The 15,965-nt window shown below is 67.5% G+C and carries 4 protein-coding genes; 2 read left to right on the forward strand and 2 right to left on the reverse strand.

Features of this window, described 5'->3' with window-relative positions:
* Both ACH4E8_RS35065 and ACH4E8_RS35070 read right to left on the reverse strand, forming a co-directional pair.
* On the reverse strand, nt 1-863 hold an 863-nt coding region (locus tag ACH4E8_RS35065), incomplete at its 3' end, for a condensation domain-containing protein (protein ID WP_398455769.1).
* A 56-nt stretch (nt 864-919) separates the two neighbouring features.
* Complete coding sequence (locus ACH4E8_RS35070; RefSeq protein ID WP_398455771.1) at nt 920-1,990, reverse strand: SAM-dependent methyltransferase; 1,071 nt, start codon at nt 1,988-1,990, stop codon at nt 920-922.
* Between the two features lie 1,260 nt (nt 1,991-3,250).
* Between ACH4E8_RS35070 and ACH4E8_RS35075 the strand changes: the two genes are divergently transcribed.
* A complete protein-coding gene (locus ACH4E8_RS35075; RefSeq protein ID WP_398455772.1) occupies nt 3,251-14,230 on the forward strand; it encodes an amino acid adenylation domain-containing protein in 10,980 nt (3,659 codons plus the stop codon).
* The coding region (locus ACH4E8_RS35080) for a condensation domain-containing protein (protein WP_398455774.1) at nt 14,212-15,965 on the forward strand (1,754 nt) is incomplete at its 3' end. The genes ACH4E8_RS35075 and ACH4E8_RS35080, both read left to right, overlap by 19 nt.

The raw sequence follows: 15,965 nt of genomic DNA on the forward strand, positions 1-15,965 counted from the left end.
TCCTCAACACCCGCCACCTGCGGCGGACGCCCCGACACCGTCACCCCAAACACCACATCATCCCGACCCAACAACCGCCCCAACAACAACCCCCAGACTCCTTGGATCAAACTGTTGAGTGTGAGGTCGTGGCTGCGGGCGATGGTGTTGAGTGTGGTGGTGTGTTGCTCGGACAGGCCGGTGAGGAGTTGGTCGGGGCGGGAGACGGACCGGTCGGTGTGGTGGGGTGCGATCAAGGTGGGTTCGGTGAACCCGGCCAATGCCTGGGACCAGCGTTCCACCATCGCCGGCCGATCCTGACCCGCCAACCACGCCAGATAGTCCCGGTAGGGCCGGGCTGGCGGCAAACTCCGCGGATCCCCACCACGCTCATACAAAGCGAACAGTTCCCGCACCAACAACGGCAGTGACCAGCCATCCAACAGGATGTGATGGTTCGTCAAAACGAAACGGAAACGCTCCGGGCCAAGCCGTACCAGGAGGCACCGGAGCAATGGCGGGCGTTCCACCTCGAACCGTGCTACCCGGTCCTCACCCAGCAATCCTGCGATTGCTTCGTCCCGTGCGGACTGACCCACCCCGCTCAGGTCGATCTCCCGCCACGGCACCTCCACCCGGCTCGCGATGACCTGAACGGTTTTGCCCTGCTTCAAGCTACGGAACCCCGCCCGCAGGTTCGGGTGCCGGTCCAACAACCCCTGCACCGACGCCCGCAACACCACCCCATCCACCGGACCAACCAGATCCATCACCAACTGCACGTTATAAACATCAGCCTGCCCCTCGTCATACAGGGCATGAAACAACAAACCCTCCTGCAACGGCGCCAACGGCAGCACATCCGCCAAACCCGACCCAGTCACGATTCCCGCCTCCGCAACGCCTGTATCAAAAGGGTTTCACTGTTGACTTCTGAGATTTAGTCGCAGTCGAGCGTGTACAGCCACGTGTGGGCCGCGCCGAATGGGACCACGCGCCGGATCCGCAATCCGGCATCAGCGAAGAGCTGCTCGTAGGCTTGCCGAGTATGCAGGGGGATGCCCATCAGGGCATGGGCCAACTCGTATCCGGCTGAAAAGATGGGCAGCGAGTTCTGATATGTGTCTTTGGGCCTGATGACGGTGTCCGCGAGCAAGAAGGTCCGCACGCCCGGGAATGCCTCGCGCATGCGCGGGAGGACGCTCGACCGCGTCGCCGGATCGGCGAGCAGGTCGTGCAGGAGGAAGAAGCTCATGACGGTGTCGATGTCGGCGAGCTCGCTCTGGTGCTTCTGGCGCATGACGACGTCCAGCACATCCGCCTGTATGGCTCGGACGCGGTCGTCCAGGCCATGCTCGTGAATGTTCTGCCGTGCGAGTCGGGTGGCCGGGAGGCTGATGTCGATGGCAACGCCCCGAGATCCGTCGTGCTGCTTGACGACGCGACAGAGGCGGTTCGCGACGCCGCTGCCGAGGTCGGCGATCGTGCCGAACTCCACGTCTGCCAGCGCGTCCTCGAATATCGAGGACATGAGGAAGGTGTGGGACTGGCCCGATCCGAGTGCGACCATCGCCTCGTCGCGAAAGACGTCCACGCCGTAGCGGAGGTCACCCGTGGCCAACGGCTGGATGCTGGAGAGCACCTTCCCGTACCCGCCGACGGACCAAGTGAAGAAGCCGCGCATGAGCGCGACCTCCTTCCCTGCGTCCGTCAGGGTGGCCAGGTCGTCAGTCGCCGTGAGGTATCCGAAGGACTCGGCGGCCGTGAGCAGAGCATGAACTAGTTGCTCGTCAAGGGATCCGCGCTGCACAAACTCCGAAACGCGAAGGCTTCCGTGCGCGTCCAGTTCATCGAGCATCCCGAGACGGTCCAGCCCGAAGACGACATGGGCTGCGATGTACCCGTTGAATGCCTCACTTGCTCCCACCGGGACGGTGGTGCGGCCCTTCCAGTCGGCGGGGTCCGGTTCCATCTCCCTGAAATGTAAGTTCGGTGAGCTCTCCGAAGTCACAGGGCGGCTCCTTCGCGGATGGTGTAACGGATGTGACTGCTTCATCGCTTCGAAAGCCTGGGAGGGAAGCCGAGGACATGCCCACGCGAGCTTCGCTTCCTCGCTTCGGGCCGTCGTGTCGTGCCTACCCAGTCGCGGCGACGAACGGTGTCGCATTGTGCAGTTCGATCAACTTGGTTTTGGTGCTGCAATATTCTGGGGTGGTATCCCCCGATGCCCGCTCGCCCTGACTCGTCGACCATTCGGCGGAGCCGCAAAGAAGTCCCTCGGCGGCTGGCAACCGAGGGGAAAAAGGGGGCATGGAACGCAACAGCACCTGGCGCCGTTCACTCGAACGTAAGCGAGGGTGACTGAGAGGTCAAGGTTGCCTATCCCCTCGTCAGGAGGCGAGAGCTCCCGTCCGTCGCAGACGTAGGGAGCCGCTGTTGCCCTCAGCGCTCACTGAGTCCCGCACCTACCAAATCACCCTACGTCAGCCTGAATCGGGACCGCGAGTGCTTATCCATCGGGGGAATTGACCGAGTGCAGGAGAAGACATCCTGGGGTGAAGGCAATCTCGCGGTCAACTGTGACGTGATCTATGTCACACTTCAAAGATTTATGAATATCGGACTGAAGTGAAGGGAATCGCGGGTGTTATGGCCGGCTCTGCTCGGCTTGTATTACGTGCGTGATTGCTTGACAACAGCGTGCAGTGTCCAGCTAAGCTCGCCGATGCTGCCTGATGATGGCCTTGCTTAGTAAAGAGAAAAGCGACGATCCATATCGGTGCTTTGTCTTTTCGGCACCTGTCGGTCAGGTCTAGAGAGCTCGAATCGTCTGAGTGTGACGAAGTCTGGGAGCTGATTAGTTGTTATCGCGAGGCGCGAAAAGAGAAGCCGAGTCAAATTTTGCTCCGGAGTGCAGACCCGCACTCACTTCTTTCGTGGATGCTCAGAGACCGGTGGTTCCTTCCAGGTCGATCGCATCGGCGACTTCGCGCTCCTCGTCATCGTCCAGATGCCGGATCGTCGTCCAGGTATCAGGCGACTGAACACGCTCCTCTCATTCGCGAGGCCAAACGCAGCCTGACGCCCAGGGCTGATGCGGCGCGCCTCGTGATGGCGTTTTGTGACGACCTTTGTGGTGTGGGGTGGCCTGGTCTCCCCTGCTCATGTTGCGCGCGACGGTACCGCATTCGGCTGCCGGAAACCATTTAAAGGACACATTTTCGAGTTAGGGTGTTCTGATTTGTCTGATCACCTCGTTCATGGCCTTCCTGTGGCTGCGGCCCAGTCGGGCATGTGGTTCTCGCAACAACTGGACCCGGCCAACCCGATCTTCGTGTGGAGCGAGTACCTCGAAATCGAGGGTCATCTCGACGTTGCGATCTTCGAAAATGCGCTCCGGAGGGTGGTAACCGAGTCGGAGGCGCTGCGGGTTCGCTTCGTCGAGTCGGAGACCGGACTGCGCCAGGTCGTCGGCCCCGTCGACTGGCAGTTGGAAGTCATCGACCTCACAGCCGAGGCGGACCCCCGCGCCGCTGCCGAACAGTGGATGCGGGCGGACCTGAAGCGACCGTTCGACCTGGCGTCCGGCCCGTTGTTCGTGGAGGCCCTTTTCCTCACGGGCCAGGACCGCTACGTCTGGTACCAGCGCATCCACCACGCGGTCATCGACGGCTATGGACTGGCCATCCTGGTGGGCCGGGTGGCCGAGGTCTACACGGCGATGGTCGCAGGCCAACCGTATGCGGAGGCCGCCTTCGACCCGATCGGGCTCCTGCTCGACGACGACGCCTCCTACCGACGCTCGCCCGAATTCCACCAGGACCGCGAGCACTGGATGCACAAGCTCGCCGACCGGCCCGACGTGGCGACCTTCACCGACGGCCCGGCCGTCACGTCGTCGAGCTTCCTGCGGGAAACGGCGAAGGTGGACCCGGACACCGCGGCCGGGCTGACGTCGGCGGCGCGTTCGGTGTCCGCGAGTCTGCCCCGACTGCTGATCGCCGCGGTCGCGCTGTACACGCACCGCCGGACCGGAGCCGCTGAGACGATCCTCGGGCTGCCGGTCACCGGCCGGGTCAACGACGTCGCCCGAGGCATCCCCGGGATGTCGTCCAACGTGCTGCCCCTCCGACTGACGGTCCGACCGGACATGACGGGCGCCGAGCTGCTGCGCCACGTGGGTCACGAGGTCAAGCAGGTGATGATCCACCAGCGCTACCGGTACGAGGACCTCCGCCGTGACCTCAACATCATCGGGGACGATCGACGCCTGTTCGGGCCGGTCGTCAACGTGATGCGGTTCGACTACGACCTGAGCTTCGCCGGCAGCCGTGCCACTGCGCACAACCTCGGCACCGGCCCCGTACCCGACCTCTCCGTGGTCACCTACGACCGCTCGGACGGCACCGGGTTGCGGATTGACATCGATGCCAACCCCTCCCTGCACACCGCGGAAGAAGTCGCCGTTCACCAGCAGGGCATCATGGCGTTGCTGCACGGGCTCGCCGCCGACTTGCACGTTCCCGTCGGTCGGATCAGCGCGCTCGACCCGGCCGAACGGGAACGGCTCCTCGCGCTGTCGAGCGGGACGAGACGACCGGCCGCCGGGCCCTCGCTCACCATCGGGGGCCGGATCTCCGAACTGGTCGCGGAGCAGCCGGACGCAGTGGCGCTCCGCTCGGGCGGGCAGCACGTGACGTACCTGGAACTGGACGCCCGGGCCGGCCGGCTCGCGGGTGAGCTGCGGGAAGCCGGGGTGGGGCCGGAGGCACGGGTCGCTCTGCTGATGGAGCGGTCGATCGACCTGGTCGTCGCGGTGCTGGCCGTCGTCAAAGCGGGCGGTACCTACGTGCCGATCCACCACACGTACCCGCCTCCCCGCATCGACGCCGTCCTCGCCGAGACCGGTGCCCGGGTGCTGCTCACCGACCGCGCCACCGAGGTGCCCGCGCTCTCCCAGCCGCTGCGGACACTGGTCGTCGACGACGCGGCGACGGCGATCGACACGGCGACCGCGGACCGCTCGAACACGGACGTCGCTCCCGAGCAACTCGCCTGCGTGATGTACACGTCCGGATCCTCCGGCGTGCCGAAGGGCGCGGCGATGACGCACGAGAACGTCGTGAGCCTCGCGCTGGACGACTGGTGGCGGCAGGGCAGCACCGAACGCGTGCTGCTGCATTCGCCGCACGCGTGGGATGCGTTGACGCTTGAGTTGTGGGTGCCCCTGTTGACCGGGGGAGAGGTGGTGCTCGCACCGCCGGGCGAGACGGACGTCCACACGCTGCGCCGCCTCATCACCGACGAACGGATCACCGGCACGTGGATCACCGCGGGATTGTTCCACGTCCTGGCCGAGGACACCCCGGAGTGCTTCCGGTTCCTGCGCGAAGTGTGGACCGGCGGGGACGTGGTGTCGCCCGCCGCCGTGCAGCGCGTACTCCGCACCTGCCCGGACGTCGTCGTGGTCAACGGCTACGGCCCGACGGAAACGACGGTGTTCGCCAGCCGCAACCCCATCAGCGGACGGGACGACGTCGCAGGGACGGTGCCGATCGGCCGGCCGCTGGACGACATGCGACTGTACGTGCTCGACGACAGCCTCCAGATGGTGCCGGCAGGGGCCGTAGGAGCCCTGCACATCGCCGGTGCCGGACTGGCCCGCGGCTACTTCGGCCAGCCGGGACTGACCGCCGAGCGGTTCGTCGCCGACCCGTTCGGTCCCGCCGGAACGCGCATGTACCGGTCCGGGGACCTGGTGCGCCGGCGCCGCGACGGACAGTTGGAGTTCGCCGGCCGGGAGGACGACCAAGTCAAACTCCGGGGCTACCGGATCGAGCTCGCGGAGATCGAAGCAGGTCTCGCCGAACACCCCGGGGTCGCACAGACGGCGGTCGTCGTGCGGGAGGCCAGGCCGGGGGACAAGCGGCTGGTCGGGTACGTCGTCCCGGTCGCCGCTGACGTCCCGCCGGACACCGACGCGCTCCGCCTGCACCTCGCGGGCTTCCTCCCCGACTACATGGTCCCCACAGCCTTCGTCGTCCTCGACGAGCTGCCGCTCACCAGCCACGGAAAGCTCGACCGAACGAAGCTGCCGGAGCCCAGCTACGGCACCGAAGCATCCCGCCGGGCGCCGCGCAACCCGCGGGAGGAGATCCTGTGCGGGCTGTTCGCCGAGGCACTGGGACGCCCTTCGGTGGGCATCGACGAGAACTTCTTCGAGTCCGGCGGACATTCGCTGTCGGCCAGCCGTCTCATCTCCCGGATCCGGTCCGCCCTCGGATTCGAAGTGTCGATCCGCGACTTCTTCGATGCCCCCACGGTCGCGGAACTCGGCGAGCACGCCAGCCTGCTCGACCACGAGCGGCCGGCCTTGACCGCCGCACCGCGGGAACGCCACGTGCCCCTGTCGTTCGCGCAGCAACGGTTGTGGTTCCTCAACTGCCTGCACCGCGCCGACCCGACGTACAACGTCCCGCTCATCGTGCGACTCGACGGGGAGCTGAACCGCAGCGCACTGCAGGCCGCGCTCATCGACGTGGTCGATCGACACGAGACGCTGCGCACGGTCTACCCCGACGTGGAGGGCGAGCCGTACCAGCGGATCCTGCCCACCGCCGATGCGCCTCCGACGCTGGAAGTCGTGGAGACGAGCCACGAGCAGTGGAGCACCGCCCTGGCCGACAGGGCGAGCCGCGGCTTCGACCTGGCCGTGGAGCCGCCGCTTCGGGCGTTCCTCTTCGCCCTCGGCCCCACGGACCACCGGCTGCTCCTGCTGGTTCACCACATCGCAGCGGACGGTTGGTCCCTCGCTCCGCTCACTGCGGACCTGGCGACCGCTTACACCAGTCGCTGCGCGGACGCCGAGCCGCGGTGGGCACCACTGCCCGTGCAGTACGCGGACTACGCGGCCTGGCAACGACGGCTCCTCGGCACCGACGACGGCCCCGCGAGCCTGAGGTCACGGCACCTGCGCTTCTGGACGGAGACGCTCGAATCGTTGCCCGTCGAGATCGAACTGCCCACCGACCGCCCCCGCCCGGAAGTGGCCAGCCACCGCGGCGACAGCGTGCGCGTCGAGCTGAGCCCGGAGCTCCACGCAGGGCTGGCGGGGCTCGCCCGCGACAACCACGCCACGCTGTTCATGGTGATTCAGACGGGCTTGGCGGCGCTCTTGGCCCGGCTGGGCGCCGGCGTCGACATCCCGATCGGCGCCCCCGTCGCGGGACGCACCGACGACGCGCTCGACGGTCTGGTCGGCTTCTTCGTGAACACCATCGTCACCCGCGTCGACGCATCGGGCGACCCCACCTTCCGCACCTTGCTGGAGCGGGTCCGAGCCACCGACCTGGCCGCCTACGAACACCAGGACCTGCCCTTCGAGCACCTCGTCGAGGTCATCAACCCTCCCCGGTCGTCGGCCAGGCACCCCCTGTTCCAGGTGATGTTCGCCTTGCAGGGCGAGGGCGAGCCCCGTCTGAACATGCCGGGGCTGGACGCCGTCGTCGAGCCCATCGACGCCGTGGCCGCGAAGTTCGACCTGCTGCTCAACCTGACCGAAAACCGCAGCTCCGAAGGCGGCTTCGCCGGGGTCGTGGGTGCACTTGAGTACAGCCGCGACCTCTTCGACGCGGAGAGCGTCGTGCACGTCGGCGAGCAACTGGTGGAGCTGTTGGCGGCGGCGGTCGCCGACGCCGACCGGCCGATCGCCACCATGGCCGGTCCCACGTCCGCGGAGCGCGCCGTAGCGCCGCGGAACGGCGGCACCCCCGTCACGGACGCCGGCCCGGCACTGCTGCACCGGCTCTTCGAAGCCCGGGCGGCGCAGGACCCGGACGCGGTTGCGGTGGCGGTCGACGACGCCGCCCTGTCCTACGCGGACCTCAACGCACGGGCGAACCGCCTCGCCGGGGTCCTGCGCCAGCGCGGTGCCGGACCGGGGCGCTTCGTGGGACTCGCCATGCCGCGCTCCGTCGACCTGGTGGTCGCCGTCCTGGCGATCCTCAAATCCGGTGCGGCCTACCTGCCGCTGGACCCCGACTATCCCACCGACCGACTGGCGTGGATGGTCAGTGACGCCGCCCCCGTCTGCGTCGTGACGACCACGTCGGGCGCGACTGACCTGCGCTTCGACGTGCCCTGTCTGCTCCTCGACGCCCCGGACACCGATGCGGCCCTCGCTGCCCAACCCGATGGCGACCTCGATGACGCGACGGGGTCGGGGGAGCCGGCTGCCCTGCCGGCGTACGTGATCTACACCTCGGGCTCGACCGGCACGCCCAAGGGCGTGGTGGTCACCCACCACAACGTCGTGCGACTGTTCACCGCGTCCAGCAGTCGCCTGGAGTTCGGCCCGAAGGACGTGTGGACCCTGTTCCACTCGTACGCCTTCGACTTCTCCGTGTGGGAGATCTGGGGAGCGCTGCTGCACGGCGGTCGCCTGGTCGTGGTGCCGCAGGAGGTGACCCGCTCGCCGGAGCAGTTCCTGCGCCTCTTGGTGCGGCACCGGGTGACGGTACTGAACCAGACGCCTTCCGCGTTCTACCAACTGATGCCGGCGGACGCGGAGAACCCGCAGCTCAGCCGGGAACTGACACTCCGATACGTCATCTTCGGGGGCGAGCCGTTGGAGTTCAGCCGGCTGCACGACTGGCACCGCCGCCACGCCGACGACGCCCCCGTCCTCGTCAACATGTACGGGATCACCGAGACCACCGTGCACGTGACCTCCCTCGCCCTCGACCGCGGCACCCTCGCGCTGCCGGGCAACAGCCTGGTCGGCACGGCGCTCGACGATCTGCACGTCCGCGTGCTGGACCGCGACCTCCAGCCGGTGCCGAGCGGCGTCACGGGCGAGATCTACGTCGCTGGACCCGGCCTGGCCCAGGGGTACCTCAACCGGCCGGCCCTCACCGCGGAGAGGTTCGTCGCGGACCCGTCCGGCCCACCCGGAACACGTCTGTACCGAACCGGTGACCTGGGTCGGTGGGACCGGCACGGCCACCTCGACCACGCCGGCCGAGCAGACGACCAGGTCAAGCTGCGGGGCTTTCGGATCGAACTCGGCGAGATCGAAGCCGTGCTGGTGCAGCACCACGACGTGGCCCAGGTCGCCGTCGTGCTGCGGGAGAAGGAACGGGACGACAAGCGCCTCGTCGCCTACGTCGTAGCCGGCAAGGACGCCGACGTACGGCTGCCGGACCTCCAGCAGCACATGGAACGACTGCTCCCCGAGCACATGGTGCCCGCTGCGGTCGTGGTCGTGCAGACGCTGCCGCTGACGGCGAACGGCAAGCTCGACCGGCGGGCGCTCCCCGCCCCGGACTGGTCCGCGGCGACCACCGACGACGAGCCCCGGACCCCCCAGGAGCAGGCGCTCTCCCAACTGTTCGCGGAGATCCTCGCGCTGCCGCGGGTCGGTGCCGAGGACAACTTCTTCCGCCTCGGCGGACACTCCCTCCTCGCCACCCGGCTGGCCAGCCGCATCCGCAGCGCCGTGGGCGCCGAGATCGACGTCCGCGACCTCTTCGACGCACCGACGCCGAGGACCCTGGCCAAGCGCCTCAGGTACGTGTCCGACGGCCCGTCCGCTCCTTCGCGCGCAGCGCGCCCGGACGAACTGCCGCTGTCGTTCGCCCAACGGCGCTTGTGGCTCCTGCAACAACTTGAGGGCCGCAGCTCCACCTACAACATCCCGATCGCCGTCAGGCTGTCCGGGAGCCTCGACCACGATGCACTACAGGCCGCCCTTGAGGACCTGGTGGAGCGGCACGAGACCCTCCGCACCGTCTTTCCGCAGTCGGCGGGAATCCCACGCCAACTCGTCCTGGCACCGGAAAGGGCGAAGCCGGAACTCAACACGGTGCGCACCAATCCGGCTGAACTTCCGGGCGCCCTGGCGGACGCGGCGCACCACGAATTCGACCTGCTGGCGGAACCGCAGATCCGGGTGCAGCTCTTCGAAGTGGGACGCCACGAGCACGTACTCATGATGTTGTTCCACCACATCGCGGCCGACGGCTGGTCGCTCGCGCCGCTGATGCAGGATCTTGCGACAGCCTATGCCGCTCGCTGTGAGGGGCGACGCCCCGCGTGGCAGCCCTTGCCCTTGCAGTACGCGGACTTCGCCCTGTGGCAGCGCGAATCGCTGGGCGACGAGGAACACCCGGAGAGCGTCGCCGCGCAACAGCTCCGCTTCTGGCGAGAAGAGCTGGCACACCTTCCCGATCAGCTCCATCTACCGGTCGACCGCCCCCGTCCGGCAATAGCCAGCCACCGCGGCGGCATCGTCGCGTTCAACATCCCCGCCAGCCTGCACCGGCAGCTCAACGACATGGCGGACGAAAATTCGGTCAGCTTGTTCATGGTCGCGCAGACCGCCCTAGCCTCCCTGCTCACCCGGCTCGGCGCCGGCACCGACATCCCGATCGGCACTCCGGTCGCCGGACGCTCCGACAGCGCCTTCGACCCCATCGTGGGGTTCTTCGTCAACACGCTGGTGCTCCGTACCAGCACGGCAGGCAATCCGACCTTCCGGCAGTTGTTGGGCAGGACGCGAGAAACGGACCTCGCGGCCTACGGGAACCAAGATGTGCCGTTCGACAGGTTGGTGGAGGTGCTCAACCCAGAGCGGACCCTGTCGCGACAGGCACTCTTCCAAGTCCTGCTGGCCCTCCAGAACACCCCTGCGCCGACGCTGCGACTTCCCCGGCTGAAGGTGAGCCATGAGCCGGTCTTCATGCGGGTCTCGAAGTTCGACCTCTCCTTCGGGCTCGAAGAGCAACGGACCCCGAACGGCGCGGCCGCGGGCATCCACGGCCTGGTCGAATACAACGCGGACCTGTTCGACCACGAGAGCGTGGAGAAGATCGCCGCGCGGTTCGTGCGCGTACTGGAGGCCGCAGCAACCGATCTCGACCAGGCCATCGGAGGCATCGACGTCCTCGACGCCGAGGAACACCGCAGGCTCGTCGACATGTCGAGCGGAGGGCCGCGCCACGTTCCGTCGGCTTCCCTGCCTCGACTGTTCGAGGCACAGGCCGCCCGGACGCCGGACAACGATGCAGTGGTCTTCGGCGACGTCCGGATCTCGTACGCCGAGTTGAACCGGCGAGCCAATCGGCTGGCCCACCTGCTCATCGCCCGGGGCGCGGGACCCGAGAAGGTCGTCGCACTGCTGATGCCGCGCTCGGTGGAGCTCGTGGTGTCGATCCTGGCCGTGCTGAAGGCCGGCGCCGCCTACCTGCCCCTGGAGCCGGACCATCCGGACAACCGCCTCGCCCGAGTGCTGCGCGACTCCGCCCCGGCATGCCTGCTGACGCTGGCCGCCACCGACCGCGAACTGGGCGAGGACGGCGAACACGTGCATCGGCTGGTGGTGGACGCCGAACCGATGCGGACCGAACTGACCCGGGCGGCTGAGCACGATCCGACCGACGACGACCGGACGAGCGCGCTCCACCCGTCCCATCCCGCGTACGTGATCTACACCTCAGGCTCGACGGGGAGCCCGAAGGGCGTCATGGTCCCGCACGCCAACGTCGTCAACTTCGTCACCACCCTCAACGACACCGTCGACGTCCGCTCCGACAGCCGCTTCCTACAGTTCGCGTCACCCAGCTTCGACGCCTCGGTGTCCGAACTGTTCATGGCGTTGCTGGCCGGTGCCGCGGCCGTGCTCGTGCACGGCGGACGACTGGGTGCGGGTGAGCCCCTGGCCGACCTCGTCCGTGCCGCGGACGTGTCGCACGCCGTCCTGCCTCCGTCCGCGTTGACGGTGCTTCCGCCCGAGACCGTGCGTCCCGGCGCGACCGTGTTCGCCGTGGGGGAGGCGTGCCCGCCCGACGTGGTGACGAAGTGGGCCGACCAGCACAGACTGCTCAACGCCTACGGTCCCACCGAGGGGACCGTGTGCGCCACGTGCAGCGACCCCCTGGTGGCCGGCGAGACCCCGTCCATCGGCCGTCCGCTGTCGAACGTGCGGGTCCACGTGCTCGACGAGGGCCTGCAACCGGTTCCGGTCGGAGTCGTGGGCGACATGTACGTCGCAGGTGACGGCATCGCTCGCGGCTATGTGCGCCGGCCCGGGCTGACCGCCGAACGGTTCGTCGCAGACGCCTTCGGGCCACCGGGGGCACGCATGTACCGAACGGGGGACCTGGCCCGGTGGCGCGACGACGGCACCCTCGACTTCGTCGGCCGGTCCGACGAGCAAGTGAAGATCCGGGGCTTCCGCATCGAACTGGGCGAAGTCGAGTACGCCCTCGCCGCGCACCCCGCAGTGGTCCGCGCGGCCGTCGTGGTCAGGGAGGACACCCCGGGCGACAAGCGCATGGTCGGATACGTCGCGCCGGTGCCGGGAACAGCCCCCGACCCGGCCGACCTGCGCGCGCACGTGGCCCGTGAACTGCCGCACTACATGGTGCCCACCATCGTGGTGGTGCTCGACGAACTGCCGCTGAACACGAGCGGCAAGGTCGACCGCATGGCCCTCCCCAGCCCTCGCTACGGCCTCGGGGCACACAGCCGAAGCCCGCGTACGGAACGGGAGGAGGTGCTGTGCCGGCTGTTCGCCAAGCTGCTCGGGCTGACCGACCCGGGGATCGACGACGTGTTCTTCGACCTCGGCGGCGACAGCATCACGGCCATCCAACTCGTCAGCTCGGCCCGCGAGGCGGGTCTGGCCATCACGCCGCGCGACGTCTTCGAGCGGCCCACCGTGGCGGAGCTCGCCACGGTCGCCCGCGCCGTCGAGGTGCGAGAAGAAGCGGACGGGGACGGGATCGGTGCGGTCCACCTCACGCCCGTCATGCACTGGCTCCGTGAGCGCGGCGGCCCCGTGGACGGCTTCCACCAATCAGTCCTGGTGCGTGCCCCGGGCGATGCCGACCAAGCCCGCTTGGTCACCTGCTTGCAGGCGCTGCTCGACCACCACGACGCGCTGCGCATGCGCGGAACCCACGGCGGGACCGGATGGGACCTGGAAGTGCAGGCGCCCGGCACCGTACCGGCGCAGGAGTGCCTGCGACGCGTCGACGCCGCCGGTGTCGATCTCGAACAGGTCCTCGCCGCTGAAGCAGCGGCGGCGCAGCGACGACTGGACTGGCGCGCGGGGAAGATGGTCCAGGCCGTGTGGTTCGACCGCGGCGGCGAACGCCCCGGGGAGCTGCTGCTCGTCCTGCACCACCTCGTGGTCGACGGCGTTTCGTGGCGCATCCTGCTCCCGGACCTCGCCTCGTGCTGGCAGGCGGTCTCCAAGGGCTCACGACCCGAACTCGCACCCGTGGGAACGTCGTTCCGCCGCTGGTCGGAGCTGCTGCTCCAGGAGGCCCACAGCCCGAAGCGCCTCGCTGAACTCCCGCAGTGGCAGGAGAGCATCGCCGGGAAGGATCCCGCACTGACGGACCGCCCGTTGGACCGCGGCCGAGACGTGCAGCGCGGGGTCCACCACCTTGAACTCACCCTGTCCCCGGAACGCACGGAGCCCTTGCTGACGTCCGTCCCGGCGGTGTTCCACTGCGGAATCCAGGACGTCTTGGTCACGGCCTTCGCGCTGGCCCTTGCGGAATGGCGGCAACAGCGGGGGCGCGGCGGAGGAAGCTCCTTGGTGGACATCGAGGGGCACGGCCGTGAGGAGATCGCGCCGGGCGTGGACCTGTCGCGCGTCGTCGGCTGGTTCACCAGCATTCGTCCGGCGAGGCTCAATCCGGGCCCCGTTCCTTGGGACGCCGTGCTCACCGGTCACGGCGCAGTGGGCGACGCGGTCAAACGGGTAAAGGAGCAATTGCGGGCGCAGCCGGAGAACGGCGTGGGTTATGGAATGCTCCGGTATCTCAATTCCGCGACGGCCGGGAAGCTGTCCGAGCTGCCGCGTCCCCAGGTGAGCTTCAACTACCTGGGCCGCTCCAGCACAGCCGGTGACACGCCCTGGGCTCAGCTCCCGGTGGACACCAAATTGCTGGACGGGGTTGATCCGGACGTACCCGTCACCCATGTCATCGCGCTGAATGCTCACACGCGCGATGAGATCGACGGCCCGCGACTGCATGCGCGATGGTCCTGGCCGGTGGAATTGCTGAGCGAGAGTGAGCTGCGGAACCTCGGTGAACTCTGGTTCACCGCTCTCGACGGCTTGGTGCTCCATGCTCAACAACCCGATGCCGGTGGACGCACGCCGTCCGACCTGCCGCTGGTTGACCTGGGTCAGGATCAGATCGACTTTATTGAGGCGTTGTGGAGGCGGGAATCGTGACTGGGTCGGGTTTGGCGGATGTGCTGCCGTTGGCGCCGTTGCAGGAGGGTTTGTTGTTTCATGCCCTGTATGACGAGGGGCAGGCTGATGTTTATAACGTGCAGTTGGTGATGGATCTGGTTGGTCCGGTGGATGGGGTGGTGTTGCGGGCGTCGGTGCAGGGGTTGTTGGACCGGCACCCGAACCTGCGCGCCGGCTTCTTGAGCGAGGGACTGGACAAGACCGTTCAGGCGATCGCGAGCCGGGTGGAGGTGCCGTGGCGGGAGGTCGACCTGAGCGGGGTGGGTCAGTCCGCGCGGGACGAAGCTGTGGCGAAGTTGTTGGGTGAGGACCGGGCGGCGCGGTTCGAGATTGAGCGGCCGCCATTGTTGCGGTGTCTGTTGATTCGCCTTGGCCCGGAGCGTTTCCGTTTCGTGTTGACGAACCATCACATTCTGTTGGATGGCTGGTCACTGCCGTTGTTGGTGCGGGAACTGTTCGCTTTGTATGAGCGTGGTGGGGATCCGCGGAGTTTGCCGCCGGCCCGGCCCTATCGGGACTATCTGGCGTGGTTGGCGGGTCAGGACCGGCCGGCGATGGTGGAACGCTGGTCCGAAGCATTGGCCGGGTTCACCGAACCCACCTTGATCGCACCCCACCACACTGAGCGAGATGTCGCTCTACCTGAGCATCTTTCCATTGAGCTCCCCGAAGGCATCACGGACGGCCTCGCTGCAGTGGCCCGTGCTCATCGCCTGACGCTGAACAGTTTGGTTCAGGGGGTGTGGGGGTTGTTGTTGGGGCGGTTGTTGGGTCGGGATGATGTGGTGTTTGGGGTGACGGTGTCGGGGCGTCCGCCGCAGGTGGCGGGTGTTGAGGACATGATTGGTTTGTTCATCAATACGTTGCCGGTGCGGGTGCGGTTGGATCCCGGGGTGTCGTTGCCGGTGGTGTGTGGTCGGGTTCAGCAGCAGCAGGTTGAGTTGATGGGCAGCCATTATGTGGGTTTGGCTGAGGTGCAGCGCGCGGTGGGTGTGGGTGAGCTGTTCGACACGTTGTTCGTGTTCGAGAACTATCCCCTTGATGGTGAGGGGGTGTTGCCGCAGGCGGGTGGGGTGCGGGTGAGTGGGGCGGAGAGCCATGATGCGACGCATTATCCGGTGTCGTTGGCGGTGATCCCGGGTCGTGAGTTGCGGTTCAGGTTGGACTACCGCACCGATGTGGTGGGTGCGGATACGGCTCGGGTGTTGGGTGAGCGGTTGGTGCGTCTGCTGGAGGCGGTGGTAGCCGATCCTGATCAGCCGACGGGCCGGTTGGGGATCCTGGCGTGGGAAGAACGCCAACAGGTCCTGGACACGGGCCTGGGTGTGGTGTGTGAGGTGCCGCGGGTCGGGCTCCCGGAACTCCTCGCCACCCAGGCCCAGACAAGCCCCGACACCATCGCGGTCATCTTCGACGAAGAACGACTCACCTACCGGCAACTACACCAGCGAGTCAACCAACTCGCGCATCGGTTGATCGAACTCGGCGCCGGCCCCGAACAAGTCGTCGCACTCCTCATGCCACGCTCCACCGACCTCGTCGTCGCCGTGCTGGCAGTGCTCAAGACCGGAGCCGCCTACCTCCCCATCGACACCGACTACCCCCCACAACGCATCGACTTCATGCTCACTGACGCCCGCCCCGTCGTCGCGGTCACCACGGAAACCACCCAGCATTTGGTCGGAGACACCCCCCAGCTCGTCATCGACCAGGC

The organism is Streptomyces sp. NPDC017979 (assembly GCF_044328175.1).
Classification (GTDB): domain Bacteria; phylum Actinomycetota; class Actinomycetes; order Streptomycetales; family Streptomycetaceae; genus Streptomyces.